Raw genomic sequence first — 24,966 nt, 5'->3', positions numbered from 1 at the left:
AGGGGCGTAGCAAACAAGGACAGTTCCGTGGCTGTTTTGTTATCAAAGTTCGGCCGATCATCGTATGTTGACGAGTCGACATCATGACTTTGTCCGTACCAACCAGCTTATCGATTGCACTCCGCCGCCCAAGAAGTGCCCCGATTCGGTCAGTTCAGAACCTCCTCCACCGCACGGGCCCCAACTGCCCCACCGGCCCCACCCGAACCCGCCGCCCCACCGGCCACACCCGCGGCGTCGACCGCCTCACGGCGGGCCTCGACCGCGGCGACGATCCAGTCGGGAACCGCCTCCTCCAGCGAGACCGTCGTCTCGGACGGCGAACTGCGGTGCACCAGACCGGGTTTGGCCTCGACCGCCCAGCGGAACGCCGAGGTGCCGCGGGACAGGTCGTGCCCCACTGTGCGGGCATCGATCTCCACCGCCGTCCGCCGCCTGCCCTCCTCACCCCACTCGCGCACCCGCAGTCGCCCACTCACCATCACCGGATCGCCCTTGTTGACCGAGCTGACCAGATTGGTCGCGAGCCACCGCCAAGCCACCACCGTGACCCAGGTGGTGTCGCCGTCCACCCAGTCGCCCGCACCGCGGTCGAACCGGCGCTCCGTCGCCGCCATCCGGAAGTTCGCCACCGGGACTCCGGCCGGGGTCTGACCGTACGTCACCGACGAGGCGACATTGCCCACCATGGTCACCAGGGTCTCATTCATCGCACATCCTCCGTCCGTCCGGAGCGATTCCGGAATCCGCCGGCGGAAATCCCCGCCGCGAGATGATGGTGCACCGCGGAGGAATGCGTCATCAGAACCTGGGAAATCCCTGTGGAAAACTCGGCTTTGTGGATAACCGACGTCATCCCGAAGGGTGAATCCGGGACGTTTCGCCCCCACTTGTGAACAATCGCACCGACGGGTCCATGACAACGAACCGCCACGCCGCACGCACCCTCGAGCCCCGAACGGACGGCCGCCACCTCGGCCGGTCCATGTCATCCGGGCAAAGGAAGTCAAATCACTCCCCCACCGCCGACCGGACTAGTCCATTCCTCGAAGCGAATCCATAACGGGTGAGGCGGCAGCCCCGTAACGAGTACACAACGTCCGGCCCCCCGGCCCCCCAGAACGCTGCACACCCGAGCACTACCTGCGATTATCGGACCGCTCCACCGGGGCCGACACACCCGGCCCGACCCGTGAAGGCCCGGCGGAGGTTCCGGACACCCGTATCCTGTCCCGGACATCCCGTCCCGGCCAGGGCAGTCGGCGCGGCCGCAAGCGTCAATGCGGGCCGCCCTCCCACCATGCCCCCATAGCTCAGCGGATAGAGCACCCGCCTTCTAAGCGGTAGGTCGCAGGTTCGAATCCTGCTGGGGGCGCCACCACTCCTCACCGGCGCAACGCCCCGCACCGAGCCCGCACGCCGCACGCCGCGCACGGCAGGCCGCTCCCGCGCCGCTCCCCCCACCGGCCCTCGCGCAGCGCCGACTCAGCCGGCCGCGAGCCCCGCCAGGTAGGCGTCCAGCAGCTCGGTCTGCCGCGCCGGCGGGAACTCCTGCGGCGCGAACAGCGCCTGCACCACCAGCCCGAGCACGAAGGACTGCGCGGCCGCAGCCAGGTCCCCAGCCGGCCGGTCGGCGGGCAACTCGCCGAGCCGCTGGGCGTCGGCGACCAGGCGGGTCATGTTCTCCCGCGCGCGCCGGTAGCGCTCGGCATGCTCGGCGGCGAGTTCGGGGTCGGCCAGGGCGACGTCCCAGGAGCTGACCCAGATCCGGTTCCCGTCCGCGTTCTCCCGGTCCAGCGGCAGGATGTCGAGCAGCACGGCGCGCAGCATCGCCAGGCCCTTGGCGTCGCCCGCCCGCTCGGCGGCCGGTCGGGGCCGCTCGGCCGCCTGCTGCTCCAGGACGTCGAGGGCGTGCTTGAGCAGCGCCCGCTTGCTCGGGAAGTAGTGGGTGAGCAGCCCGGTCGAGGCGCCCATCTCGGCGGCCACGGCGCGCAGGGTCAGCCCCTGGAAGCCGCGTTCGGCGAGCACCCGCCACACCGCCATCGAAACCTCGGTCCGGCGGGCGTCATGGTCTCCACGGGCAGGCGTCATGCAGGCTATGGTACCTACCAAACGTTTGTTACGTACCTGGCCCAGCGACCTTCGAGCGCCCCCGAAAGGCGGCCCCATGTACGCGATACCGCTCGCCGACAACGCCGAGCTGCGGCCCCTGGAGCCCTGGCGGGCCGCCGAGTTCCTGGCCCACATCGACCGGGCGAGGCCGAACCTCGACCCGTGGATCCCATGGGCCTCCCGCTCCACCGACCTGGACTCCGCCCGCGCCACCCTGCAGTCGTACGCCGACAAGCAGGCCGCCGACACCGGCCGGATCTGCGGCGTCTGGCTGGACGGCACCCTGGTCGGCGGCGCGATGTTCGTGAACTTCGACGTCCGGGTCGGGGTCTGCGAGATCGGGGTGTGGAGCGAGCGGGCCGGCGAGGGGCGCGGGCTGATCGGCGCCGCGGTCCGCCACCTGATCGACTACGCACTCGTCGAGCGCGGGATGCACCGGGTGGAGTGGTGGTGCAGCCCGCTCAATCTGCGCAGCCGGGCGGTGGCCCAGCGGATGGGGATGACGCTGGACGGCACGCTCCGCGAGTGGATGCCGCACAACGGGGTCCGGCACGACAAGGAGGTCTGGTCGCTGCTCGCCCCCGAATGGCCGGGCACGGCGAAGCCGAATGCGGAGAACCCGGGCGCGGCGAAAATCGGGTGACAGCACGGCCCGCGCCGTCCGATCATCGGCAACCGGCGAGGATCCCGTCGAACCCGAGGAGCGACGAGCACATGGTCACGCGCAGTACGGTCCCGAGTCTCTTCCCGCCGCCCGGATACGCGCACACCGCCGTGGTGGAGCCGGGCACCCGGCTGGCCTTCCTGGCCGGCGGAGTGCCGCTGGACGCGGACGGCACGCTGGTCGGGCCGGGTGACCCCGTCGCCCAGGCGCACCAGGTGCTGGCCAATCTGACCGCGGCCCTGGAGCACGTCGGCAGCGACCTGCCGCAGGTGGTGGCGTCCACCGTGTACGTGGTGTCCGACGAGCCGGGCCCGCTCTCCGCGGTGTGGGACGTGGTGAACGCCTCGGGCCTCGGGGCCGGTCCGCACACCTCCACCCTGCTCGGGGTGTCCTGCTTGGGCTACACCGGCCAGTTGGTGGAGATCACAGTGACGGCCGTGGTGCCGGACGAGGCGGCTGTGGAACGCTGACGGACGTCCCTCTCCCCGTCCCCGGAGGCAAACCGTGGCCAGGACCGCCGAGTCCAGCGAGACCGTCCCGACCACCGGAGCCACCGGAACCACCGAGACGACCGAAACAGCCGAGACCGTCCCGACCGGAGTGGACGGTCTGCGCGCCCGGGTCGACGACGGGGTGGCCACTCTCGTGCTGGACCGGCCGGAGCGGCGGAACGCGGTGACCGGGGCGATGTGGCGGGCCCTGCCCGGTGTGCTGGAGCGCCTGGCGGTCCGGCCCGGGGTGCGGGCGCTGCTGCTGACCGGTGCCGCGGGCACCTTCTCGGCCGGTGCGGACATCGCCGAGCTGGCCGAGGTGTACGGCGACCCGGACCGGGCCGACGCCTATCACGCGCAGAACGTGGCGGCCGAGGAGGCGCTGGCCGCGTTCCCGCACCCGACGATCGCGGTGGTGCACGGCGCCTGCGTGGGCGGCGGCTGCCAACTGGCGGTCGCCTGCGACCTGCGCTTCGCCGCCGAGGACGCCCGGTTCGGCATCACCCCGGCCAAGCTGGGCGTGGTGTACCCGGCGGTGCCGACCGTGCGGCTGGCCCGGCTGGTCGGTCCGGCGCGGGCGAAGTACCTGCTGTTCTCCGGGGAGCTGGTGGACGCGGTGCGGGCTGAGCGGTTCGGCCTGGTGGACGAGGTCGTCCCGGCCGACCGGCTGGCGGCCCGCGCCGAGGAGTTCGCCAGGCTGCTGACCCGGCGCTCGCCGCAGACCATCGGCGCGGTGAAGGCCGCGCTGGCCGGTCCGCCGGAGGCGGCGGCTGCCGCGGTGGAGCCGTGGGAGCGCGCCTCGCGGCTGGCTCCGGACGTCAGGGAGGGGCTGTCGGCCTTCCTCGAGCGGCGTGCGCCACAATTCTGATCGTCATACCGACGATCACGGGAGCATCATGACCACCGCCACCACCGAACCGACCACCTGGGCCCGCCGGGTGACTGATGGTGTGGAGCCCAAGAACGTGATCATGGCGGTGCTGCCGGTGGTCGGCATCGGCCGGTACGGCTGGGTGGGCCTGGCCTGGGCCGCGTTCGCCGCCCTGTTCGCCGCGGTGATCCCGACCTGGTTCATCCGCAAGGGCATGCGCCGGGGCAGCTGGGAGGACCGCCACGTGGGCCAGCGGCAGCGCCGGCTGATCGTGATCCCGTTCATCATGGCGTCGGTGCTGCTGAGCTTCGTGGTGATGGTCTGGCTGAAGGCACCGACCGACATGACCGCGATGGTGGCGGCGATGTTCGCCTCGCTGGTCCCGATCGTGGTGATCACCGTGTGGTGGAAGGTCTCCGTGCACACGGCGGTGGCCAGCGGCGCGGTGGTCTGCCTGGCGATCGCGCTCGGCCCCTGGTGGCTGCTGCTCCTGCCGCTGGTCCCGGTGATCGGGTGGTCCCGCGTGGTGCTGCGGGACCACACCCTGGCCCAGACGATCGTGGGCGCCGTGGTGGGCGCCGTGACCGCCGGCCTCACCTTCTGGGCCGCGCGCTGACCCGACGGGAATTGTCGGACAGGCCTCAGCGGATCGGTATGCCCGAGATGGCGCGGGCGATGACCAGCCGCTGGATCTCGCTGGTGCCCTCGAAGACCGTGTAGATCGCGCTGTCCCGGTGCATCCGCTCGACCGGGTACTCCCGGGTGAAGCCGTTGCCGCCGAGGATCTGCATCGCCTGCGCGGTCACGTACTTGGCGGTCTCGCCCGCGTACAGCTTGGACATCGAGCCCTCGGCGCTGGTGAACGGCTGGTTGTTGACGGCCATCCAGGAGGCCCGCCACACCAGCAGCCGGGCGGCGTCGATCCGGGTCTTCATGTCGGCCAACTGGAAGGCCACGCCCTGGTTGTCGATGATCGGCCGGCCGAACTGCACCCGGGTCTTCGCGTAGTCGAGGGCGACCTCGTACGCGGCGCGGGCGATGCCGATGGCCTGGGCGCCGACCGCCGGGCGGGACGCCTCGAAGGTGGCCATCGCGGCGTTCTTGCCGCCCTTCTTCACGCCCTCGCGGGCCCGGGCGAGGCGCTCGTCCAGCTTCGCCTTGCCGCCGAGCAGGCAGTGGCCGGGCACCCGGACGCCGTCGAGCACGACCTCGGCGGTGTGCGAGGCGCGGATGCCGTGCTTCTTGAACTTCTGGCCCTGCGAGAGGCCCGGGGTGCCGGGCGGCACCACGAAGGAGGCCTGGCCGCGGGCACCGAGTTCGGGGTCCACGGTGGCGACGACGACGTGGACGGCGGCGATGCCGCCGTTGGTGGCCCAGGTCTTGGTGCCGTTCAGCACCCACTCGTCCTTGGCCTCGTCGTAGACGGCGCGGGTGCGCAGCGCGGAGACGTCGGAGCCGGCGTCGGGCTCGGAGGAGCAGAAGGCGGCCACCTTGACGTCGTCCGGGGTGCCGAACATCTGCGGGGCCCAGGTGCCGATCTGCTCCTCGGTGCCGTTGGCCAGCACCGCGACGGCGGCCAGCGTGGTGCCCGTGATGGCCAGGCCGATGCCCGCGTCGCCCCAGAACAGCTCCTCCATGGCGATCGGGATGCCGACGCCGGAGGGGTCGAAGAACTGCTGCGCGTAGAAGTCCAGGGAGTAGATGCCGAGCTTGGCCGCCTCCTGGATGATCGGCCAGGGGGTCTCCTCGCGCTCGTCCCACTCGGCGGCGGCGGGCCGCATCACGTCGGCGGCGAAGCCGTGCAGCCAGTCGCGGACCGCGATCTGGTCCGGCCCCGGGTCAAGCGAGAAGGTGCTCATCGATCTGCCTCCGGTCGAAAGGTGCGGGCTCGCCACGGATGCCCACGCCACTACGGTGTTACCTCGGGTAACATGGACGGAGTCTGCTACCCAGTGGTAACCGATGTCAACGCCCACAGCGAGGAGCGGCGCATGCCCCCGGAGGAGCCCCCCACCCAGCCCACCGGGCAGCCCCCCACCCCGGCCGCCGCCCCGTCCACGGCAGCCCAGTCCGCCGAGCCGTCCAGGCGCGAGCAACTGCTGAACGCGGCCGACCGGGTCATCCAGCGCGAGGGCCCGGGCGCCAGCATGAACGCGATCGCCGCCGAGGCCGGCATCACCAAGCCGATCCTCTACCGGCACTTCGGCGACCGGAACGGACTGATCCGCGCCCTGACCGAGCGCCACACCACCGGCCTGCTGGCCGCCGTGCGGGCCGCGCTGAGCGAGCCGCTTGAGCGGCGCGACCGGGTCGAGCACGTGCTGGACACCTACCTCGCGGCGATCGAGTCCCGCCCGCAGGTCTACCGGCTGCTGACCCATCCGGAACCCGGCGATCCGACCGGCGCCGGGAACGCGCTGGCTCCCGCGCTGAAGCAGATCGCCGAGGAGATCACCCGGGCGATCCAGCTCGAGGTGGACCTCGGCGCGGAGAGCGCGCTGCTCTCCGAGACATGGGGGCGCTCGATCACCGGAATGGTGCTGGCCGCCGGCGACTGGTGGCTGGAGCAGCACCCCTGTCCGCGCGCCCGGATGGTGCAGGGCCTGGCCGATCTGCTCTGGGGCCGGCTGGCGGCGGCCGCCACCCTGCCGCCCGCCATGGCGCCTGCGACGACACCCCCGACGCCGCCCGCGGTCGAGCCCCTGTCGCAGGGTCGCGAGCCCGGGGCCGACAAAACATGAGTACTCCTCACCTCTTGTGCGGTGCAGGCGGCTGAGGCACTATCGGCGCATCCCACCACCCACCCTGCCGAGGTGCCCCGTGCGCGTTCGCCGTACCGCCGCAGCCCTTGCCCTGACCGCCGCAGCCCTGCTGGGCACCATCGCCACCGGGCCGGCCCGGGCCGCCGACGGGCCGGCCTCCGCCGCCGACGGGCGGCCCGCCTCCGCCACCGACGGATACGGCCGATTCCCCTACGGACAGGCGGAGTTCCCGACCGGCACGACCACCGCGGCGGACGGCCGGTCGCTGTTCACGGCCGCCGACGGGCGGGTGCTCCAGCTGCGCGGCTTCAACGTCGACAAGTACGGCGAGACCACCGAGGCCGACATCCGCTCGATCGCCGCCCACGGCTTCACCCTGCTACGCGTCGCCGTCTCCTGGACCCGCCTGGAGCCCGCTCGCGACCGGTACGACGAGGCCGAGTTCGCCAAGCTGCACCGGGTACTGGACTGGGCCGAGCGGTACGGGCTGCTCGCCGTGGTCGACTTCCACCAGGACGTCTACGGGCCGAAGTTCGGCGGCGGCGACCGCGGCATCCCGGTCTGGGCCACCCGGGACGACGGGCTGCCGTTCACCCCGGACCCGGACGACTGGTTCGCCGGCTACTTCCAGCCCGCCGTGCAGGCCGCCTTCCGCCACCTGTACGACGACGCCGACCTGCGCCGCTGGCAGGACGACTTCTACACCACCGTGGCCCGCGAACTGCGCGGCCACCGGGCGCTGTTGGGCTACGACCTGTTCAACGAGCCGTTCGGCCCGATCGACGGCGACCCCAGCGACCCCGCGGTGCTCGCCGCCGCCTCCGCGGAGCTGGAGCAGGGCCGGCTGGCCGACATGTACCGCCGCCTGATCGCCGCGGTCCGCCGGGTGGACGACCGCTCCTGGCTGTTCGTCGAACCGACCGTGCTGGTCGGCCAGGGGGTGCCGACCAGCCTGCCCGCCTTCGGCGACCCGCGGCGGGGCGCCGCCCGACTCGGCTACGCTCCCCACTTCTACGACACCGCCGTGGAGGCCGGCCGCGACTGGGACCCCACCGGCGGCTTCATCGAGAACTACACCGCGGCGATCACCGCCTACCCGAAGGCGGCGCACCTGCCGGTGCTGGTCGGCGAGTGGGGCCCGCCGAACTCCCGGACCCCGGGCAACGCCGCGCTGGTCCGGCGACAGGTGGCCGCGATGGCGGGCTTCGCCGCCGGCTGGACGATGTGGTACTGGTGCCAGGGCGACGGCGGCTACTGCGCGCTCGGCTCCGACGGCCGCCCGGCCCCCGGCGACGGGCCCGCCTTCGGCCCGTACGCCACCGCGTTGGCGGGCACGCCCGTCCGGGAGTCGTACCGGGACGGCGTCTACACCCTGGTCTTCACCACCTCGGCCCGCGCCTGCCGGACCGATCTGGTGCTGCCGGACGGCGCCGCCGTCACGGTGACCGGCGCCCGGGGCACGGTGATCGTCCGCCGTCCCGGCGGGGCGAGCGTGCTGCTGCCCGCCACCCGACCGGGCACGACGGTCACCATCACCGTCGCGGCCTGATCCCCGCACCGATCACGCGGGAACGGGGCCCGACCCGGGCCGGACGCCGCCCCGCGGCGGCGTCCGGCCCGGACGGTCGGACGGTCAGTCTCTCGGTCGGTCGGTCGGACGGTGCGCCCTACGCCAGGCCGCGCCGGGCCAGCAGCGGCCCGATCTCCGGGTCCCGGCCGAGCACGGCGCGCACGCACTCCATCGCGTCCCGGCTCGCACCGCGCGACAGCAGCTCGGCACGGAAGACCTCGCCGCTCTCCCGGACGCCCCGGCCGTTGGTGTCGAACCACTCCACGGTGTCCGCGTCCAGCACCTCGGACCAGATGTAGGCGTAGTAGCCCGCGCTGTAGCCGCCCGAGAAGACGTGGTTGAAGTAGGTGGTCCGGTACCGCGGCGGGATCGCGGCCACCGCGAGCCCGGCCCCGGCCAGTGCCGCCGCCTCGAACTCCTCGGCATCGGCGACCTCGTGACCGGCCGGGAGGGTGTGCCACGCCCAGTCGAGCAGCGCCGCCGCCAGGTACTCCACCGTGCGGAAGCCCTCCCCGTAGCCGGCCGCGGCGGCCATCCGCTCCACCGTCTCGGCGGGCAGCGGCTCGCCGGTCACGTGGTGCCGGGCGTAGTTGGCCAGCACCTCGGGGCGGACCATCCACATCTCGTTGACCTGGGACGGGAACTCCACGAAGTCGCGCGGCACTTCGGTGCCCGCGAAGAGCGGGTAGGTGACGTCCGAGAACAGCCCGTGCAGTGCGTGCCCGAACTCGTGGAACATGGTGCGCACCTCGTCCCAGGTGAGCAGCGCGGGCTCGCCGGGCGCGGGCTTGGCGATGTTGAGGTTGTTGACCACCACCGGCCGCCGGCCGAGCAGCCGGGACTGCGAGACCAGTTCGTTCATCCAGGCGCCGCCGCGCTTGGACTCCCGGGCGTGGAAGTCGGCCAGGAACAGGCCGAGCGCGGTTCCGTCGGCGTCGAAGACCTCGAAGACCCGGGCGTCCGGGTGGTAGGCGACGAGGTCGGGGCGCTCGGTGAAGGACAGCCCGTAGGCGAGGTGGGCGGCGTGGAACACCCCGTCGTGCAGCACCCGCTCCAGCTCGAAGTACGGGCGCAGCGCGGCCGCGTCCAGCTCGTACTTCTCGGCCCGAACCTTCTCCGCGTAGAACGCCCAGTCGTGGGCGGCCAGTTCGGTGATGCCGTCGGCGGCGGCCAGCTCGGCCAGTTCGGCGGCCTCGCGTTCGGCGTTGGCGACGGCCGGCGGCACCAGTCGGGCCAGCATGGTGGAGACGGCGGCCACGGTGCCGGCGGTCTCGTCGGCCACCACGTAGGCGGCGTGCGAGTCGTGGCCGAGCAGGGCGGCCCGTTCGGCGCGCAGGGCCGCCATCCGCACCGCCAGCGGGCCGTTGGTGTCCACGGCCCGGCCGAGCGACGCGGCGAGCAGCCTCTCGCGCACCGATCGGTCGGTGAGCTGGGCGAGTTCGCTCTGGTTGGAGAAGTTCTTCAGGCTGAGCACGTAGCGGCCGTCCTGGCCGAGCGCGCGGCCGTTCTCGGCGGCGGCCGCCACCGCGTCGGCGGACAGGCCGTCGAGCTGCTCGGCGCTGTCCAGCACCAGGGCGCGGGCCAGGGTGTCGGTGTGCACGTTGCGGCGGAACGCGGCGGCGTCGGCGGCGAGCTGCGCGTTGATGGCCCGCAGCCGGTCCTGCTCGGCCGCCGAGAGCCGGGCGCCGGCCCGGAGGAACTCGGTGTGGTGGCGCTCCAGCAGGCGCTGCGACTCGGGGTCGAGGCCGAGTTCGTCGCGCACCGCGTACAGGGCGTCGAGCCGGGCGAACAGCGCGGCGTCCAGGTGGACGCTGTCCTCGTGGGCGGCCAGCAGGGGGCTGAGTTCGGCGTCGAGTTCCTGCACCCCGGGGGTGGTGTCGGCGCTGTCCTGGTTGTCGAAGACCGCGCGCACCCGGCGCAGCAGCGCGCCCGAACGCTCCAGCGCCACCACGGTGTTCTCGAAGGTCGGCGGCTCGGGATCGGCGGTGATGGCCGCGATCTCGGCGAGCTGCTCGGCCATGCCCCGCTCGAAGGCCGGACGGTAGTGCTCCTCCCGGATGTCGGCGAACGGGGGGAGTTCGTACACCAGGGTGCTGGGTACGAAGAAGGGGTTGTCGGTCATCCTCCGACCCTACGCGGTGTCACTCGGCGGTGGGCCAGTCCCATCCGACCTGGAGGAAGAAGCCCAACCGGTCGGCCACCACGCGGATCTCGCTGATCCGACCGGCCGCCACGGTGAAGACGAAAATGGCCTCGGTCTCGAAGGAGCGGCCGGTCGGCTCCGGCATCCGCGGGTGGCTGCCGGCGTGCACGCCGCGCTGGACGATCCGGGCGACCACCTTGTCGTCGGCGGCGATCAGCTCCTCCACCGTGGCGTGGTACGGCCGCAGCGCGGCCAACTGTTGCTCGATCGCGGCGAACGCGGCGCCCGGCTCGTCCGGCTCGCCGTGAATGATCTTGTTGTGGTCGACCACGTCGGCGGCCAGGTAGTCGGTGAGTTCGGCGAGCCGGCGGTCGTTGACGGCGGCGAAGAAGCCGGTGACCAGGGCCTTGTTCTGCTCGGTGCGCATCTCTCATTCCCTCTCTTACGGTGTAAGGCTTTCGCTGGGCGCTACTCTGTCTCTTACGCCGTAAGAATGTCAAGGGGCAGCCATGGAACCCACCGCCAAGCGGGCCGGACTCACCCGCGAGAAGGTGCTGCGCGCCGCCCTCGCCCTCACCGACCGGGACGGCATCGAGAAGCTCTCGATGCGACGCCTCGGCACCGAGCTGGGGGTCGAGGCGATGACGCTGTACCACTACGTGCCGAACAAGTCCGCCCTGCTGGACGGCCTGGTCGAGCTGGTGGTCTCCGCCGTGCGGACCGGCGAGGACGCCGCCCGTGCGGACTGGACGGGACGGCTGCGCGACCTCGCCGATTCCCTCCGCACCGAACTGCTCCGCCACCCCGGGGTGATCCCCCTGGTCGCCACCCGACCGGTCGGAACCGCCGCGGCCCTGCGGGCGGTCGAGGCCACCGGCGCCGCCCTCGTCGCGGCCGGCTTCACCCCGGTGGTCGCCCTGCGCATCGTCAACGCGGTCGCCACCCTGGTCATCGGCCACTGCCTGGCCGAGGCCGCCACCACCCCCGGCCACCCCGAACCGCCCGCCGCCGCCCTCGACCTCGCCGACTTCCCCGCCCTCGCCGCGGCCACCGCCGCCGGCCTGGGCACCCCCGCCGACCACGACGCCCGCTTCACCCTCGCCCTCGACGCCCTCCTCACCGGCCTCGCCACCACCCGGCCCTGAGCCGCACCACCGGCCCGCGACCGCACCGTGCCGCGCCTCCCGCCCCGCCCTCGCCCCACCCTTCCCCCGGCTGTCAGTACGTACCGCTACCGTCGGAGTCGTCCGAACTGCCGTGCCCGACGGAGAGGAGTCCGCCGCCGTGCCGCCGCGCTACGCCCTGGTGCCTGACCCGCACGGTCCGGGCGGCCGCCTGCAACCGCTCGCCGAGGACGGCACGCCGGCCGGCCCGCCCGTCCGCGCGGACCGCCTCGCCGACTCCGTCGCCGCCGTCGAGGCGGCCGAGCACCCGCGCTGGGTGTGGGCCGCCGCCGACAGCGCGTACGCCCCGCTGCTGCCGCTCCGGCTCGCCCGCTGCCACGACCTGCGGCTGACCGAGGCCCTGCTGCTGGGCCACGAGGGCCACTGGGGCGCGCCCCGCTCGCTCGGCGCCGCCTGGGCCCGGCTGCGTGGCCTGCCGGTACCGGCCGACCTGCCGGAGAGCGGCCCGACCGACGAACAGGCCGGCCTGTTCGCACCGGACCGGCTCCAGCTGGCACCAGGCACCGATCCGCTCGATGCGGTGGTCGCGGTCCACGCCGAGCAGCAGCGCCGCGTCGCCGCGATCGCGGACGAGGCGGCCCGCGGCCGGTTCCGGCTGCTGGTGGCCGCCGAATCGGCCGGTGCCCTGCTCGCCGCCGAGATGGCGTACGACGGCCTGCCCTGGCGGTCGGACGTCCACGACGCGCTGCTGACCGAGCTGCTCGGCCCGCGCCCGACCCTCCCCGGTGCCCAGCCGCGACGCCTCGTCGAACTCTCGGCCGAGCTGCAACAGGCGCTCGGCGGCCGCCCGTTCAACCCCGACTCGCACAGCCAGGTGCTCAAGGCCTTCGCCGACCAGGGCGTCCAGCTCGCATCCACCCGCAGCTGGGAGCTGCGCGCGGTCGACCACCCGGCGGCCGCCCTGATGATCCGCTACAAGGAGCTGTCCCGGCTGCACGCCGCGCACGGCTGGGCGTGGCAGGGGGCGTGGGCCCGCGGCGGACGGTTCCGCCCGGAGTACGTGGTCGGCGGGGTGGTCTCCGGCCGCTGGGCCAGCCGGGGCGGCGGCGCCCTGCAGATCCCGCGGATCCTGCGCCGCGCCGTGGTGGCCGATCCGGGCTGGCTGCTGGTGGTCGCCGACGCCGCGCAGCTGGAGCCGCGGGTGCTGGCCGCCCTCTCCCAGGACGCCGGCCTGGCCCGGACGGCCGCCGAGGGCGACCTGTACTCGGCCCTGGCCGCCACCGCCTTCCACGGCGACCGGGACAAGGCCAAGCTCGGCCTGCTCGGCGCGATGTACGGCCAGACCAGTGGCGACATCGGTCCACTGCTGGCCACGCTGCGCCGCCGCTACCCGGCGGCGATGGGGTACGTCGAGGCGGCGGCCCGCACCGGTGAGGACGGCGGGGTGGTGCACTCCCGGCTGGGCCGCGCCTGCCCGCCGCCGTCCGCCGACTGGCTCGACCTGACCGAGGCCGCCGATGCGGGCGAGGCCGGCGGCCGCTCCGCGCGGGCCCGCGGCCGGTTCACCCGCAACTTCGTCATCCAGGCCAGCGGGGCGGACTGGGCGCTCGCCCTGCTGGCCGCGCTGCGCCGCCGGCTGGCCGGGATGGAGTCCGGGGCGGACCGGCCGCACCTGGTGTTCTTCCAGCACGACGAGGTCATGGTGCACACGCCCGCCGACCTGGCCGACCGGGTGGCGGCGGCGGTGACCGAGTCCGGCGAGGAGGCCAGCCGCCTGGTCTTCGGCGACACCCCGGTCCGCTTCCCGCTCAGCACCGCCGTCGTGGAGTGCTACGGGGACGCCAAGTAGCGACGCATCGGCGCCGGGGTCAGAACTTGCGGAAGCCGCGGGCCTCCTCGGCGGCCGCGACCACCGCGTCCAGGTCCGCCCCGGCGGAGGCCGCGACCACGGCCGCCACCGCGCCCTCCACGAACGGCGCGTCCACCAGCACCACGCCCGGCCTGGGGTGGTCGGCCAGTGCCGCGCGGGCGGTCAGCACCGAGCTGCCCAGGTCCGGGAGGACCACCGCCCCGGCGCCGCGGTCCGCCTCCGCGACCGCCCGCAGCACCAGGTCGTAGCTGGTGCCGAGCCCGCCGTTCCCGGTCCCGCCGGCGACCGCCACCGCCACCGCCCCGGCGCCGAGCTCCCCCAGCAGTTCGCGCAGTCCGGCCGCCATCGCCGCACTGTGCGACACCAGCACTACACCCACCGACGTTGCCATGGCCCGACCCTAGGCCTTCTCCTTCGGATCACGTCGGACCAGCGCGCGTCGTTGATCGCCCCTCCTGCCCATCGGCGGACGAGGAGGGAGCGTGCTCCGGCGGTGGGCGTCCGGCGTGATCCGCACGAGAGGGCCTACGGGCCGTCGGCTCGACCGCGGTGGACCACCACGCCCGCCCGTCGCGGCTGCCCGGGCCGGGCGGCCCGTCGGCGTAACGTCGAAGCCACGACCTGCCGAGGGGAGCCGCCGTGAAGAAGCTGATCAACACCCCGGAGTCCGTCCTGCCGGACGCGCTGGCCGGCTTCGCCGCCGCGCACCCGGAGCTGACCGTCGACCTCGACGCCCGGGTGATCAGCCGCTCCGCCCGCCCGGCCGTCCCCAAGGTGGCCCTGGTCTCCGGGGGCGGCTCCGGCCACGAGCCGCTGCACGCCGGGTTCGTCGGCCCCGGGATGCTCGACGCCGCCTGTCCCGGCGAGGTCTTCACCTCACCCGTCCCGGACCAGGTGCTGGCCGCCGCGCAGGCCGTGCACAGCGGCGCCGGCGTGCTGTTCGTGGTGAAGAACTACACCGGGGACGTGATGAACTTCCGGCTCGCCGCCGAACTGGCCGCCGAGGAGGGGATCGAGGTGGCCACCGTCCTGGTCGACGACGACGTGGCGGTCGAGGACTCCACCTGGACGGCCGGCCGCCGCGGCACCGGCGCGACCGTCGCGGTGGAGAAGCTGGCCGGTGCGCTGGCCGAGCGCGGCGCTCCGCTGGCCGAGGTGGCCGCCCTCGGAGCGCGGGTCAACGCGGCCTCCCGCTCGTTCGCGGTCGCGCTCGGCCCCGCCACCACTCCGGCCGCGGGCAAGCCGGGTTTCGAGCTGCCGGACGACGAGATCGAGGTCGGTGTCGGCATCCACGGCGAGCCCGGCCGCCGGCGCGAACCGCTGCGCCCGGCGCACCTGCTGGTCGCGGAGGTGGTGGACACGATCCTCGCCGACCACCACCTGGCGGCCGGTGACGAGGTGATCGCGCTGGTCAACGGGATGGGTGCGACGCCGCTGCTGGAGCTGTACGTGGTCTTCGGCGAGGTGCACGCCCGGCTGGCCGAGCGCGGCATCCGGATCGCCCGCAACCTGGTCGGCAACTACGTCACCAGCCTGGACATGGCCGGGTTCTCGCTCACCCTGACCAGGGCCGATCCGCAGGTGCTGGAACTCTGGGACGCCCCGGTCGCCACCCCCGCCCTCCGCTGGTCCTGACGGCCGGAGCCCCGCATGGACATCGCCCTCGCCCTGGCCTGGATCCGCGCCCTCGCCGCCGCCGTCGAGCGGCACCGGGACGAGCTGACCGCGCTCGACACCGCGATCGGGGACGGGGACCACGGCGCCAACCTGAGCCGCGGCTTCACCGCGGTCACCGCCGCGCTGGACGCCCCGGACGCCCCGGAGCCCGCCACCGTGGGCGCGGTGCTGACCCGGACCGGCACCATCCTGCTCTCCAAGGTCGGCGGGGCCTCCGGGCCGCTGTACGGCAGTGCCTTCCGGGCGATGGGCGCCCCTCTCGACGGCCCCACCGCCACACCCGCCGAGCTGGCCGACGCGCTGGCGGCCGGCCTCGCCGCCCTGCGGGATCTGGGCGGGGCCGTACCGGGCGACAAGACCGTCGTGGACGCCTGGACCCCGGCCGTCGCCGCGTTCCGCGCAGCCGCCCCCGCCGGTCTCGCGGCGGCCGCTGCGGCCGCCGCCGACGCGGCCGAGCGGGGCGCCGAGGACACCGTCCCGCTGCAGGCCCGCAAGGGCCGCGCCTCCTACCTCGGCCCCCGCAGCATCGGCCACCGGGACCCGGGCGCCGCCTCGACCGCCCTGATCTTCCGCGCCCTCGCCGACGCCACCCACTCAGCCGGGGGCTGATCAGTCCCGGTCCGGGTCGGTGCGGCTGAGCAGCAGCAACAGGGCATCGTCGCCCAGCTCGCCGCCGGTGTGCAGCAGCAGGTCGGCGTAGATCCGGCCGACCGCACTCTCCAGTTCGGCGAGCGAACGGGAGGCGTCGCGCACCAGCGGGCCGACCCGCTCGGCCAGCGGGTAGAACTCGCCGGTCCGGTGGTGCCGCGCCTCGATCACCCCGTCGGTGCACAGCACCAGCACGTCGTCCACGCCGAACGGCACCCGCATGACGCCGGGTTCGCCGGCCGCCAGCTTCCCGAGACCGAGCGGCACCCACGGCTCGGGAGACTCCAGCACCTCCACCGTGCCGTCCCGTCCGACCTTGATCGGTGGCACGTGGCCGAGGTGCATCAGCTCCACCTGGCCCGGCCGGTCGAAGCCGGCGAACAGCGCCGTGGTGAACTCGCCGTCGGGTACGTGCCGCTGGACGCTGGCCTCGATCCGGCCGGCCACGTTCGGAAGCTTGTCCTCGTCGTAGGCGGCCTCGCGGAACGCGCCGAGCACCACCGCAGCGGTCTGCACCGCGCCCAGGCCCTTGCCCCGGACGTCGCCCACCAGTACCCGGACCCCGTACGGGGTGTCGAGCACCGAGTAGAGGTCGCCGCCGATCCGGCCCGCGTCCGCCGCCGAGACGTACCGGACCGCGAGGCGCAGCGGACCGACGGTCGGCGGGGGCTGGCGCAGCAGGGCGCGCTGGGCGGCCTCCGCGACCGAGGCGACGGCCGCGAAGGCTGCGGCTCGTCGCATCCGCAGCTCGGCGACGCCCGCGCCGAGAACGGTGAGGGCCACGTAGCTGACCATCGCGCCGTACAGGAAGCGCCCGTCGTTGAGGTCGACGACCTGGTCGTAGTTGCTGAGCCCGAGCAGGGCGAAGAAGCCGAGCAGGCAGACCCAGAGCAGCTCGACCGGCTTGAGGGTGAGCGAGGCGACCGAGGGGACGACCACCATCAGCGGCGCGAGGTAGCGGTCCTGGCCGGAGAGGAAGTCCGCGAGGGAGACGATCCCCATGGCGATCAGCGCGGGTGCGGCACGGCGCAGGAAGGACAGGTCCTGCAGGTCGGTCGCGAGCAGTGCGCTCCTGCGCCGGGCGGACGGCAGGGCGCCCACTCCGATGGCCGTCGTCCGGTCACGGCGTTTCAGGGACACCCTCCGAACATAACCCGCGCCGCGCACCCCCGCGCCGCGCGGCGGACCGCCCCGCCGCGGACCCCTGCCACCTCACTGGCCAATGCACTCGCTCCCGCGCCCGCGCCGCCTGATCGGACGGACACACCCCTACGGAGGACCAAGTCCGGCGAAGCGGTGCGGTGCGGCTACTGTCGGCACACGGTCGACGGTGAAACTGCGACCCGGAGCACCCCCACCACCCCTCGCCGGAATACCCCAGGGGGGTATGGTGTTGAGTGCAGACAGAGCCGCGGGGCGAGCCCCGCGCACAGCCATCCCACGGAGGTCCTCATGTCCAGCACCGTCACCTACACCGTCAGCGGGATGAGCTGCGGCCACTGCGAGAAGTCGGTCAGCGAGGAGGTCGCGGTGCTGCCCGGTGTGACCTCGGTGGCCGCCGACGCCAAGGCCGGCACGGTGACCGTCTCCTCCGACGGCCCGCTCGCGGACGACCAGGTGCGGGCTGCCATCGACGAGGCCGGCTACGAGCTGGTCGGCCGCTCGGCCTGATCCCCCGCACGGGGGCGGGCGGGCCGCCCGCCCCCGGCGAGGCCCACCGCCCCGGCACGGCCCACCAGTGAGGAGCACCAGCATGAGCACCACCACCCCGGGCATAGCCGCATCCCCGGCCCGGGAGAGCGTCGAACTCTCGATCGGCGGGATGACCTGCGCCTCCTGCGCCGCGCGGATCGAGAAGAAGCTCAACCGGCTGGACGGCGTCGAGGCGACCGTCAACTTCGCCACCGAGAAGGCCAAGGTCTCCTTCGACTCCCCGGTGAGCGTCGCCGACCTGATCGCCACCGTCGAGCGCACCGGCTACACCGCCGAGCTTCCGCCGCCACCCGCCGCACCCGAGGCCGACCGGCCCGCCGAGGACGCCCCCGCCGCGCCGGACCCCCTGCGCGACCGGCTGCTGCTCTCCGCCGTGCTCACCGTGCCGGTGGTCCTGCTCTCCATGGTCCCGGCGCTGCAGTTCGACAACTGGCAGTGGCTCGCCTTCGCCCTGACCGGCCCGGTCGTGGCGTACGGCGGCAAACCGTTCCACCAGGCCGCCTGGACCAACCTCCGGCACGGCGCCGCCACCATGGACACCCTGGTCTCGCTCGGCACCCTGGCCGCCTTCGGCTGGTCGGTGTGGGCGCTGTTCTGGGGCGACGCCGGGATGCCCGGGATGCGCCACACCTTCTCGCTCGCCGTGTCCGGCGGCGACGCCTCCTCCACGCTGTACCTGGAGACGGCCGCCGCGGTCACCACCCTGATCCTGCTCGGCCGCTGGCTGGAGGCCCGCTCCAAGCGGCGGGCCGGCGCCGCCCTGCACGCCCTGCTCGACCTCGGTGCCAAGGACGTCGCGGTGCTCCAGGACGGCCGGGAGGTCCGGCTGCCGGTCTCCCGGCTGACCGTCGGCACCCGCTTCGTGGTCCGCCCCGGCGAGAAGATCGCCACCGACGGCGTGGTGGTCGAGGGCTCCTCCGCCGTGGACGCCTCGATGCTCACCGGCGAGTCGGTCCCCGTCGAGGTCGGCGCCGGCGACGCCGTCACCGGTGCCACCGTGAACGCCGGCGGGCGGCTGGTGGTCGAGGCCACCCGGGTCGGCGCCGACACCCGGCTCGCCCGGATGGCCAAGCTGGTCGAGGACGCCCAGAACGGCAAGGCCGCCGCCCAGCGGCTGGCCGACCGGATCTCCGCCGTCTTCGTCCCGATCGTCATCCTGATCGCCCTCGCCACCCTGGTCGGCTGGCTGCTCGCCACCGACAGCCCGACCTCGGCGTTCACCGCCGCCGTCGCGGTCCTGATCATCGCCTGCCCCTGCGCCCTGGGCCTGGCCACCCCGACCGCGCTCATGGTCGGCACCGGCCGCGGCGCCCAGCTGGGCATCCTGATCAAGGGCCCCGAGGTGCTGGAGACCACCCGCGCGGTGGACACCGTCGTCCTCGACAAGACCGGCACCGTCACCACCGGACGGATGGCCCTGGTCGCCGTGCACACCGCCGACGGCGTCACCGAGGAGCAGACGCTGCGGCTCGCCGGCGCGCTCGAGCACGCCTCCGAGCACCCGATCGCCCGCGCCGTCGCCGCCGCCGCGACCGACCGGGTCGGCGAGCTGCCCGCCGTGGCCGGCTTCGCCAACGTCCCCGGACTCGGCGTGCGCGGCACCGTCGACGGGCACACCGTGACGGCCGGCCGCCAGGCCCTGCTGGACGAGCAGCGGCAGCCGCTGCCGCCCGCGCTCGCCGAGGCCAAGGCCGCCGCCGAACGGGCCGGCCGCACCGCCGTCGCGGTCGGCTGGGACGGCGCCGCCCGGGCCGTGCTGGAGGTCGCCGACGCGGTCAGGCCGACCAGCGCCGAGGCCATCGCCGACCTGCGCGCCCTGGGCCTGCGCCCGGTGCTGCTCACCGGCGACAACGAGCTGGTGGCCCGGGCGGTGGCGGCCGAGGTCGGCATCCCCGCCGAGGACGTGATCGCCGAGGTGCTGCCCGAGGACAAGGTGGCCACCGTCCGCCGGCTGCAGGCCGAGGGCCGCTCGGTGGCGATGGTCGGCGACGGAGTCAACGACGCCGCCGCCCTCGCCCAGGCCGACCTCGGGCTCGCCATGGGCACCGGCACGGACGCCGCGATCGAGGCCGGCGATCTGACCCTGGTCCGCGGCGACCTGCGCGCCGCCGGCGACGCCATCCGGCTCTCCCGCCGGACCCTGGCCACCATCAAGGGCAACCTGTTCTGGGCCTTCGCCTACAACGTGGCGGCGATCCCGCTGGCCGCGGCCGGGCTGCTCAACCCCGTGGTGGCCGGCGCCACCATGGCGTTCTCCTCGGTGTTCGTGGTCACCAACAGCCTGCGACTGCGGCGGTTCGCCGCGTCCTGAACCGGGACCCCGACCGGAACGCGAGCCGGCCGGGCTCCTCGCGGCGGGTCACCGCCCGAGGAGTTCGCCGCCGTTGCAGTGCAGGATCTCGCCGGTGATGAACCCGGCCTCCGGCGAGGCCAGGAAGCAGACCGCCGCGGCCACCTCGCCGGACTCCCCGATCCGCCCCAGCAGGGTGCGCGCCGCCCGGCGGGACACCTCGGCCTCGTCCAGCCGCGGGCCGAAGAACTCGGTGCCCGAGACGGTGCCCGGGGCCACGATGTTGGCGGTGATGCCGGACGGGCCGAGCTGGGCGGCGAGGAAGTGGTTCCAGGCGTGCAGCGAGGCCTTGGCGGCGCCGTACGAGCCGGCTCCGCGCAGGGCCGCGATCGAGGAGACGGTGACCACCCGGCCGGAGCCCGGGGTGAGGCGGTCGCGGATCGACTCGGTGAGCAGCACCGCGGTGAGCACGTTGCGCTCGAAGTCCCCGCGCCAGCGCGCCAGCACCGCGTGCGGGCCGGCCCCGATCACGGTCTCCCGGCTGCCGGCGTTGTTGACCAGGACGTCGATCCGCTCCGGCAGGTCGCCGAGGGCCACCTCCACCGCGTCCGGATCGGCGAGGTCGCACACCAGCGGAGTGGCGTTCGGGCCGAGTTCGGCGGCGGCGTGCTCCAGCACCGCCCGGCGCCGGCCGACGATCACGACCTTGTCGCCGGCCTGAACGAACCGGCGGGCCACCTCCAGCCCGATGCCCGTGCCACCACCGGTGACGACGACGTTCCTGGCCATCTGCGCACTCCCTCCCTGACCCGTTCACCGCTCCGCGACAAGGCAGGGCGGTCCGTACCGGAATGAGAGGATTCCTATCACGCTGGGTTGCGATGACTGTGGGGAGGGTGACGCAGCGCGCCCGCCGTGCGGTGTGGTATGGACGGCGAACAAGTGGCCGGCCGGGGGCGGATCGGCGGGTGCCCGGGCGCACACGGAGCGTGGAGAGACCCAACTCACACCCCCCGGCCGTAACTTTGCGCCCCCGGTTACGTCTTACCTTTTGTAGAGCGGGGCTCCGGCGGGCCCCGGACGGCAGCCGGTCATCCGGCCGCCATCGCGCACGGCGCCGGGGTCGCGACCGGATCAGGAACGCTTTGAGCGGCCGTTTCTGCCTCGGAAGCGCCCCGGGCGTCGTGCGCCGCACTCTGCACGGCACGGCCGAAGGGCCCGGCCGCTCCGCTGGGAGCGACCGGGCCCTTCGGCCGTACCGGGGGGCGCGTCAGCGAGCGTCGAGCTCGACGTAGTCGCGGATCGCGGTGCCGGTGTAGATCTGGCGCGGACGGCCGATCCGGCTGGTCGGGTCGTTGATCATCTCGTGCCAGTGGGCGATCCAGCCCGGCAGCCGGCCGAGGGCGAACAGCACGGTGAACATGCTGGTCGGGAAGCCCATGGCGCGGTAGATCAGGCCGGTGTAGAAGTCCACGTTCGGGTACAGCTTGCGCGAGACGAAGAAGTCGTCCTGCAGCGCGTGCTCCTCGAGCTTCAGCGCGATGTCGAGCAGCTCGTCGGACTTGCCCAGCTGGCCGAGCACCTCGTGGGCGAGGAGCTTGACCTGCGCGGCGCGCGGGTCGAACGCCTTGTACACGCGGTGGCCGAAGCCCATCAGCTTGACGCCGTCCTCGCGGTTCTTCACCTTGCGAATGAAGGCGTCGACGTCGCCGCCGTCCTTCTGGATCTGCTCCAGCATCTCCAGCACGGCCTGGTTGGCGCCGCCGTGCAGCGGGCCCCACAGCGCCGAGATGCCAGCCGAGATCGAGGCGAACAGGTTGGCGTGGCTGGAGCCGACCAGGCGCACGGTCGAGGTCGAGCAGTTCTGCTCGTGGTCCGCGTGCAGGATCAGCAGCTTGTCCAGCGCGTTCACGACGACCGGGTTGATCTCGAAGTCCTCGGCCGGGACGGCGAAGGTCATCCGGAGGAAGTTCTCGACGTAGCTCAGGTCGTTGCGCGGGTAGACGAAGGGCTGGCCCATCGCCTTCTTGTACGCGTACGCGGCGATGGTCGGGAGCTTCGCCAGCAGGCGCACGGTCGACAGGTGGCGCTGGGCCGCGTCGAACGGGTTGTGGCTCTCCGGGTAGAACGTCGCCAGACCGCCGACCACCGAGGAGAGCATCGCCATCGGGTGCGCGTCCCGGGGGAAGCCCTGGTAGAAGCGCTTGACGTCCTCGTGCAGCAGGGTGTGGTTGGTGATCTCGGCGTTGAAGGCGGCGAGCTGGTCGCCGGTCGGGAGCTCACCGTTGATCAGCAGGTACGCCGTCTCGATGAAGTCGCCCTTGGCGGCCAGCTGCTCGATCGGGTAGCCGCGGTAGCGCAGGATGCCGTTGTCACCGTCCACGAAGGTGATCGCGGACTTGTAGGCGGCGGTGTTGCCGAAGCCGTTGTCCAGGGTGACCAGACCGGTCTGCGGAAGCAGCTTCGAGATGTCGAAGCCGGCGTTGCCCGCAGTGCTCTCGACGACGGGGTACTCGTACTCGCCGTCCTGGTACCGCAGTACTACCGATTTGTCGCTCACGTCTTCCTCACCGACGAAATGAATCCTCATCCGAGTGCCCTGACTGTCTCTACGATCCCCCATCCGAGGGACGCCCGCGCACCCGGGGCGGGCCGGAAAGGGCCCTTGCCTACAAAGCCTGCCGCCGTCGCCGGTACGAACCGGACAAGATCGGCACCAGACCAGGTAACGCCCTAAATCTCTTCACGTCAAGACAACCTCTGAACGTACACCACCCCTGGACGTTCATCCACTTGCCAGCCGGTGGTCCAGCGCGGAGTGCCTGCGACCTGCACTGACGGCCCGCACGGCCTGTCCGATCGCTCTGCGCGACCCCACCAGCACGACCAGTTTCCGCGCCCTGGTCACGGCCGTGTACAACAGGTTGCGCTGGAGCATCGTCCACGCCGACGTAGTGACCGGAATCACCACCGCCGGGTACTCGCTCCCCTGCGACCGGTGAATGGTCACCGCGTACGCGTGCGCCAGCTCGTCCAGCTCGTCGAAGTCGTACGGGACCTCCTCGTCCTCGTCCGTGAGCACCGTCAGCCGCTGGTCGTCCACGCTCAGTGACGTCACGACACCCACTGTGCCGTTGAAGACCCCGTTGCGCCCCTTTTCGTAGTTGTTCCGGACCTGGGTCACCTTGTCCCCGACCCGGAAGGTGCGGCCGCCGAAACGGCGCTCGGCCAGACCCTCCCGCGCCGGCGTGACCGCCGCCTGGAGCAACGTGTTCAACGCCCCCGCACCCGCCGGACCCCGGTGCATCGGCGCCAGCACCTGCACGTCCCGCCGCGGATCCAACCCGAACCGCTGCGGGATCCGACGGGCCACCACGTCCACCGTCAGACCCGCCGCCCGCTCCGCGTCGTCCTCCGCGAACAGGAAGAAGTCCGGCAGCCCGTCCGTGATCGGCAGCAGCCCCTCGTTGATCCGGTGCGCGTTGGTCACCACCCCCGACTGCTGCGCCTGCCGGAAGATCCGGGTCAGCCGGACCGACGGGACCGGACCACCCGGCGCCAGCATGTCCCGCAGCACCTCGCCGGCCCCCACCGACGGCAACTGGTCCACATCCCCCACCAACAGCAGGTGCGCACCCGGCGCCACCGCCTTGACCAGCTTGTTCGCCAGGATCAGATCCAGCATCGACGCCTCGTCCACCACCACCAGATCCGCATCCAGCGGCCGGTCCCGGTCAAAGGCGGCGTCACCGCCCGGCTTCAACTCCAGCAGCCGGTGCACCGTCGATGCCTCGACCCCGGTCAGCTCCGCCAGCCGCTTCGCCGCCCGCCCGGTCGGCGCCGCCAGCACCACCTTGGCCCGCTTCGCCAGCGCCAGCGTCACGATCGACTTCACCGTGAACGACTTGCCACAACCCGGACCACCGGTCAGCACCGCCACCCGCCGGGTCAGCGCCAGCTTCACCGACTCCCGCTGCTCCGGCGCCAGGTCGGCCCCCGTCCGCCCCGCCAACCAACCCAGCGCCGCCTCCCAGTCCACCTCCGCGAACCCCGGCATCCGGTCGGTGTCCGCCCGCAGCAACCGCAACAGCTGATTGGCCAACGACACCTCCGCCCGGTGGAACGGCACCAGGTACACCGCCGTGACCGGCTCCCCGCCCTCCCCCGGCACCCGCTCGCGCACCACCCCCTCGGTGGCCACCAGCTCCGCCAGACAGTCGATCACCAGACCGACGTCCACCTGCAGCAGCTTCACCCCGTCCGCGATCAGCCGCTCCTCCGGCAGGAAGCAGTGCCCCTGGTCGCTGCTCTGCGACAGCGCGTACTGCAGCCCCGCCTTCACCCGCTCCGGACTGTCGTGCGGGATCCCCACCGCCTGCGCGATCCGGTCCGCCGTCAGGAAGCCGATGCCCCACACGTCCGACGCCAGCTGGTACGGCCGCTCCTTCACCACCCCGATCGAACCGTCGCCGTACTGCTTGAAGATCCGCACCGCCAGGGAGGTCGAAACACCGACGGTCTGCAGGAAGACCATCACCTCCTTGATGGACTTCTGCTCCTCCCACGCCGCCGCGATCTTCTTGGTCCGCTTCGGCCCCAGCCCCGGCACCTCGATCAGCCGACCCGGCTCGTTCTCGATCACCTCGAGCGTCTCGACCCCGAAACGCTCCACGATCCGCTCCGCGAACCGCGGACCGATGCCCTTGATCAGACCTGAACCCAGATAGCGCTGAATGCCCTGCACCGTGGCCGGCAGCACCGTCGTGTAGTTCTCCACCGTGAACTGGCGCCCGTACTGCGGATGCGAGCCCCACCGGCCGAACAGCCGCAGCGACTCCCCCGGCTGCGCCCCCAGCAGCGCCCCGACCACCGTCAGCAGGTCGTTCGCACCCCGACCGGTGTCGACCCGGGCGACCGTGTACCCCGTCTCCTCATTGGCGTACGTGATCCGTTCCAGCACGCCCTCCACCTGGGCAAGCTGGCGCGGCGCCGCCGGCTGCTGCTTCGCCTGCACGGGGCCCCCTCTCTGCG

The 24,966-nt window shown here is 73.1% G+C and carries 22 protein-coding genes and 1 tRNA gene; 13 read left to right on the top strand and 10 right to left on the bottom strand.

Annotated features, from left to right (window positions below):
- Positions 1-149 precede the first annotated feature (149 nt).
- Positions 150-710, bottom strand: coding sequence for a single-stranded DNA-binding protein (locus FHR36_RS05290; RefSeq protein WP_253794154.1), 561 nt, complete (start codon positions 708-710; stop codon positions 150-152).
- A 592-nt stretch (positions 711-1,302) separates the two neighbouring features.
- Between FHR36_RS05290 and FHR36_RS05285 the strand changes: the two genes are divergently transcribed.
- Positions 1,303-1,378 (top strand) — tRNA-Arg (locus tag FHR36_RS05285).
- Positions 1,379-1,485: 107 nt separating this feature from the next.
- On the opposite strand, the gene FHR36_RS05280 is transcribed toward FHR36_RS05285, so the two are convergent.
- Positions 1,486-2,091 (bottom strand): TetR/AcrR family transcriptional regulator, encoded by a 606-nt coding sequence (locus tag FHR36_RS05280; RefSeq protein ID WP_253794152.1) that lies wholly within the window; start codon positions 2,089-2,091, stop codon positions 1,486-1,488.
- A gap of 76 nt (positions 2,092-2,167) precedes the next feature.
- Here FHR36_RS05280 and FHR36_RS05275 point away from each other — a divergent pair, with 76 nt between their 5' ends.
- The 4 genes from FHR36_RS05275 (at position 2,168) to FHR36_RS05260 (ending at position 4,754) form a co-directional block, all read left to right on the top strand.
- The gene (locus FHR36_RS05275) at positions 2,168-2,755 is read left to right on the top strand and encodes a GNAT family N-acetyltransferase (RefSeq protein ID WP_253794150.1); all 588 of its coding nucleotides are present in this window, start codon (positions 2,168-2,170) and stop codon (positions 2,753-2,755) included.
- Positions 2,756-2,826: 71 nt separating this feature from the next.
- Entirely contained in the window at positions 2,827-3,246 is a 420-nt protein-coding gene (locus FHR36_RS05270) for a RidA family protein (protein WP_253794148.1), read from the top strand.
- Between the two features lie 130 nt (positions 3,247-3,376).
- Positions 3,377-4,135: an enoyl-CoA hydratase/isomerase family protein gene (locus FHR36_RS05265; protein ID WP_253794756.1), complete on the top strand. Its 759-nt coding sequence runs from the start codon at positions 3,377-3,379 to the stop codon at positions 4,133-4,135.
- Positions 4,136-4,163: 28 nt separating this feature from the next.
- The gene (locus FHR36_RS05260) at positions 4,164-4,754 is read left to right on the top strand and encodes a hypothetical protein (RefSeq protein ID WP_253794146.1); all 591 of its coding nucleotides are present in this window, start codon (positions 4,164-4,166) and stop codon (positions 4,752-4,754) included.
- A 25-nt stretch (positions 4,755-4,779) separates the two neighbouring features.
- On the opposite strand, the gene FHR36_RS05255 is transcribed toward FHR36_RS05260, so the two are convergent.
- Positions 4,780-5,997 (bottom strand): acyl-CoA dehydrogenase family protein, encoded by a 1,218-nt coding sequence (locus FHR36_RS05255; RefSeq protein ID WP_253794144.1) that lies wholly within the window; start codon positions 5,995-5,997, stop codon positions 4,780-4,782.
- A 132-nt stretch (positions 5,998-6,129) separates the two neighbouring features.
- Here FHR36_RS05255 and FHR36_RS05250 point away from each other — a divergent pair, with 132 nt between their 5' ends.
- Together FHR36_RS05250 and FHR36_RS05245 are read left to right on the top strand one after the other, a co-directional pair.
- Positions 6,130-6,879 carry a TetR/AcrR family transcriptional regulator gene (locus tag FHR36_RS05250; RefSeq protein ID WP_253794142.1) on the top strand — a complete coding sequence of 250 codons (750 nt, stop codon included), beginning with the start codon at positions 6,130-6,132 and terminating at the stop codon, positions 6,877-6,879.
- Positions 6,880-6,958: 79 nt separating this feature from the next.
- Entirely contained in the window at positions 6,959-8,449 is a 1,491-nt protein-coding gene (locus FHR36_RS05245; RefSeq protein ID WP_253794141.1) for a cellulase family glycosylhydrolase, read from the top strand.
- Between the two features lie 118 nt (positions 8,450-8,567).
- Here FHR36_RS05245 and FHR36_RS05240 read toward each other — a convergent pair whose 3' ends face one another.
- Positions 8,568-10,592, bottom strand: a complete 2,025-nt coding sequence (locus tag FHR36_RS05240; RefSeq protein WP_253794139.1) for a M3 family metallopeptidase — start codon at positions 10,590-10,592, stop codon at positions 8,568-8,570.
- Between the two features lie 19 nt (positions 10,593-10,611).
- Complete coding sequence (locus FHR36_RS05235) at positions 10,612-11,040, bottom strand: ester cyclase (RefSeq protein WP_253794137.1); 429 nt, start codon at positions 11,038-11,040, stop codon at positions 10,612-10,614.
- An 82-nt stretch (positions 11,041-11,122) separates the two neighbouring features.
- On the opposite strand from FHR36_RS05235, the gene FHR36_RS05230 reads away from it, so the two are divergent.
- Entirely contained in the window at positions 11,123-11,758 is a 636-nt protein-coding gene (locus tag FHR36_RS05230; protein ID WP_253794135.1) for a TetR/AcrR family transcriptional regulator C-terminal domain-containing protein, read from the top strand.
- Between the two features lie 112 nt (positions 11,759-11,870).
- Entirely contained in the window at positions 11,871-13,586 is a 1,716-nt protein-coding gene (locus FHR36_RS05225) for a bifunctional 3'-5' exonuclease/DNA polymerase (RefSeq protein WP_253794133.1), read from the top strand.
- 19 nt (positions 13,587-13,605) lie between these two features.
- On the opposite strand, the gene dhaM is transcribed toward FHR36_RS05225, so the two are convergent.
- Positions 13,606-13,998 carry a dihydroxyacetone kinase phosphoryl donor subunit DhaM gene (gene dhaM / locus FHR36_RS05220; protein WP_253794131.1) on the bottom strand — a complete coding sequence of 131 codons (393 nt, stop codon included), beginning with the start codon at positions 13,996-13,998 and terminating at the stop codon, positions 13,606-13,608.
- A gap of 248 nt (positions 13,999-14,246) precedes the next feature.
- Here dhaM and dhaK point away from each other — a divergent pair, with 248 nt between their 5' ends.
- Together dhaK and dhaL are read left to right on the top strand one after the other, a co-directional pair.
- Positions 14,247-15,242 (top strand): dihydroxyacetone kinase subunit DhaK, encoded by a 996-nt coding sequence (gene dhaK / locus FHR36_RS05215; RefSeq protein ID WP_253794129.1) that lies wholly within the window; start codon positions 14,247-14,249, stop codon positions 15,240-15,242.
- Between the two features lie 15 nt (positions 15,243-15,257).
- The gene (gene dhaL, locus FHR36_RS05210) at positions 15,258-15,893 is read left to right on the top strand and encodes a dihydroxyacetone kinase subunit DhaL (RefSeq protein ID WP_253794126.1); all 636 of its coding nucleotides are present in this window, start codon (positions 15,258-15,260) and stop codon (positions 15,891-15,893) included.
- Here dhaL and FHR36_RS05205 read toward each other — a convergent pair whose 3' ends face one another.
- Complete coding sequence (locus FHR36_RS05205; RefSeq protein WP_253794124.1) at positions 15,894-17,072, bottom strand: PP2C family protein-serine/threonine phosphatase; 1,179 nt, start codon at positions 17,070-17,072, stop codon at positions 15,894-15,896. It abuts the gene before it with no gap.
- Between the two features lie 312 nt (positions 17,073-17,384).
- On the opposite strand from FHR36_RS05205, the gene FHR36_RS05200 reads away from it, so the two are divergent.
- Both FHR36_RS05200 and FHR36_RS05195 read left to right on the top strand, forming a co-directional pair.
- The gene (locus tag FHR36_RS05200) at positions 17,385-17,603 is read left to right on the top strand and encodes a heavy-metal-associated domain-containing protein (protein ID WP_253794122.1); all 219 of its coding nucleotides are present in this window, start codon (positions 17,385-17,387) and stop codon (positions 17,601-17,603) included.
- Positions 17,604-17,685: 82 nt separating this feature from the next.
- Entirely contained in the window at positions 17,686-19,956 is a 2,271-nt protein-coding gene (locus FHR36_RS05195) for a heavy metal translocating P-type ATPase (RefSeq protein WP_253794119.1), read from the top strand.
- 48 nt (positions 19,957-20,004) lie between these two features.
- Here FHR36_RS05195 and FHR36_RS05190 read toward each other — a convergent pair whose 3' ends face one another.
- From FHR36_RS05190 to recD2, 3 genes are all read right to left on the bottom strand, one after another.
- Positions 20,005-20,724 carry an SDR family NAD(P)-dependent oxidoreductase gene (locus FHR36_RS05190; protein ID WP_253794116.1) on the bottom strand — a complete coding sequence of 240 codons (720 nt, stop codon included), beginning with the start codon at positions 20,722-20,724 and terminating at the stop codon, positions 20,005-20,007.
- Between the two features lie 481 nt (positions 20,725-21,205).
- Complete coding sequence (locus FHR36_RS05185; protein WP_253794115.1) at positions 21,206-22,495, bottom strand: citrate synthase; 1,290 nt, start codon at positions 22,493-22,495, stop codon at positions 21,206-21,208.
- Positions 22,496-22,720: 225 nt separating this feature from the next.
- Entirely contained in the window at positions 22,721-24,949 is a 2,229-nt protein-coding gene (gene recD2 / locus FHR36_RS05180; RefSeq protein WP_253794114.1) for an SF1B family DNA helicase RecD2, read from the bottom strand.
- Positions 24,950-24,966: the final 17 nt, after the last annotated feature.

The sequence above is a fragment of the Kitasatospora cinereorecta genome (genome assembly GCF_024172095.1).
Lineage (GTDB): Bacteria > Actinomycetota > Actinomycetes > Streptomycetales > Streptomycetaceae > Kitasatospora > Kitasatospora cinereorecta.
Note: the sequence above shows the minus strand (reverse complement) of the source record. Positions and strands in the feature narration are given on the sequence as shown.

Coding starts and splice junctions, on each gene's coding strand:
- FHR36_RS05290 (WP_253794154.1), bottom strand. CDS start 710: ATGAATGAGACCCTGGTGACCATGGTGGGCAATGTCGCCTCGTCGGTG.
- FHR36_RS05280 (WP_253794152.1), bottom strand. CDS start 2,091: ATGACGCCTGCCCGTGGAGACCATGACGCCCGCCGGACCGAGGTTTCG.
- FHR36_RS05275 (WP_253794150.1), top strand. CDS start 2,168: ATGTACGCGATACCGCTCGCCGACAACGCCGAGCTGCGGCCCCTGGAG.
- FHR36_RS05270 (WP_253794148.1), top strand. CDS start 2,827: ATGGTCACGCGCAGTACGGTCCCGAGTCTCTTCCCGCCGCCCGGATAC.
- FHR36_RS05260 (WP_253794146.1), top strand. CDS start 4,164: ATGACCACCGCCACCACCGAACCGACCACCTGGGCCCGCCGGGTGACT.
- FHR36_RS05255 (WP_253794144.1), bottom strand. CDS start 5,997: ATGAGCACCTTCTCGCTTGACCCGGGGCCGGACCAGATCGCGGTCCGC.
- FHR36_RS05250 (WP_253794142.1), top strand. CDS start 6,130: ATGCCCCCGGAGGAGCCCCCCACCCAGCCCACCGGGCAGCCCCCCACC.
- FHR36_RS05240 (WP_253794139.1), bottom strand. CDS start 10,592: ATGACCGACAACCCCTTCTTCGTACCCAGCACCCTGGTGTACGAACTC.
- FHR36_RS05235 (WP_253794137.1), bottom strand. CDS start 11,040: ATGCGCACCGAGCAGAACAAGGCCCTGGTCACCGGCTTCTTCGCCGCC.
- FHR36_RS05230 (WP_253794135.1), top strand. CDS start 11,123: ATGGAACCCACCGCCAAGCGGGCCGGACTCACCCGCGAGAAGGTGCTG.
- dhaM (WP_253794131.1), bottom strand. CDS start 13,998: ATGGCAACGTCGGTGGGTGTAGTGCTGGTGTCGCACAGTGCGGCGATG.
- dhaL (WP_253794126.1), top strand. CDS start 15,258: ATGGACATCGCCCTCGCCCTGGCCTGGATCCGCGCCCTCGCCGCCGCC.
- FHR36_RS05200 (WP_253794122.1), top strand. CDS start 17,385: ATGTCCAGCACCGTCACCTACACCGTCAGCGGGATGAGCTGCGGCCAC.
- FHR36_RS05195 (WP_253794119.1), top strand. CDS start 17,686: ATGAGCACCACCACCCCGGGCATAGCCGCATCCCCGGCCCGGGAGAGC.
- FHR36_RS05190 (WP_253794116.1), bottom strand. CDS start 20,724: ATGGCCAGGAACGTCGTCGTCACCGGTGGTGGCACGGGCATCGGGCTG.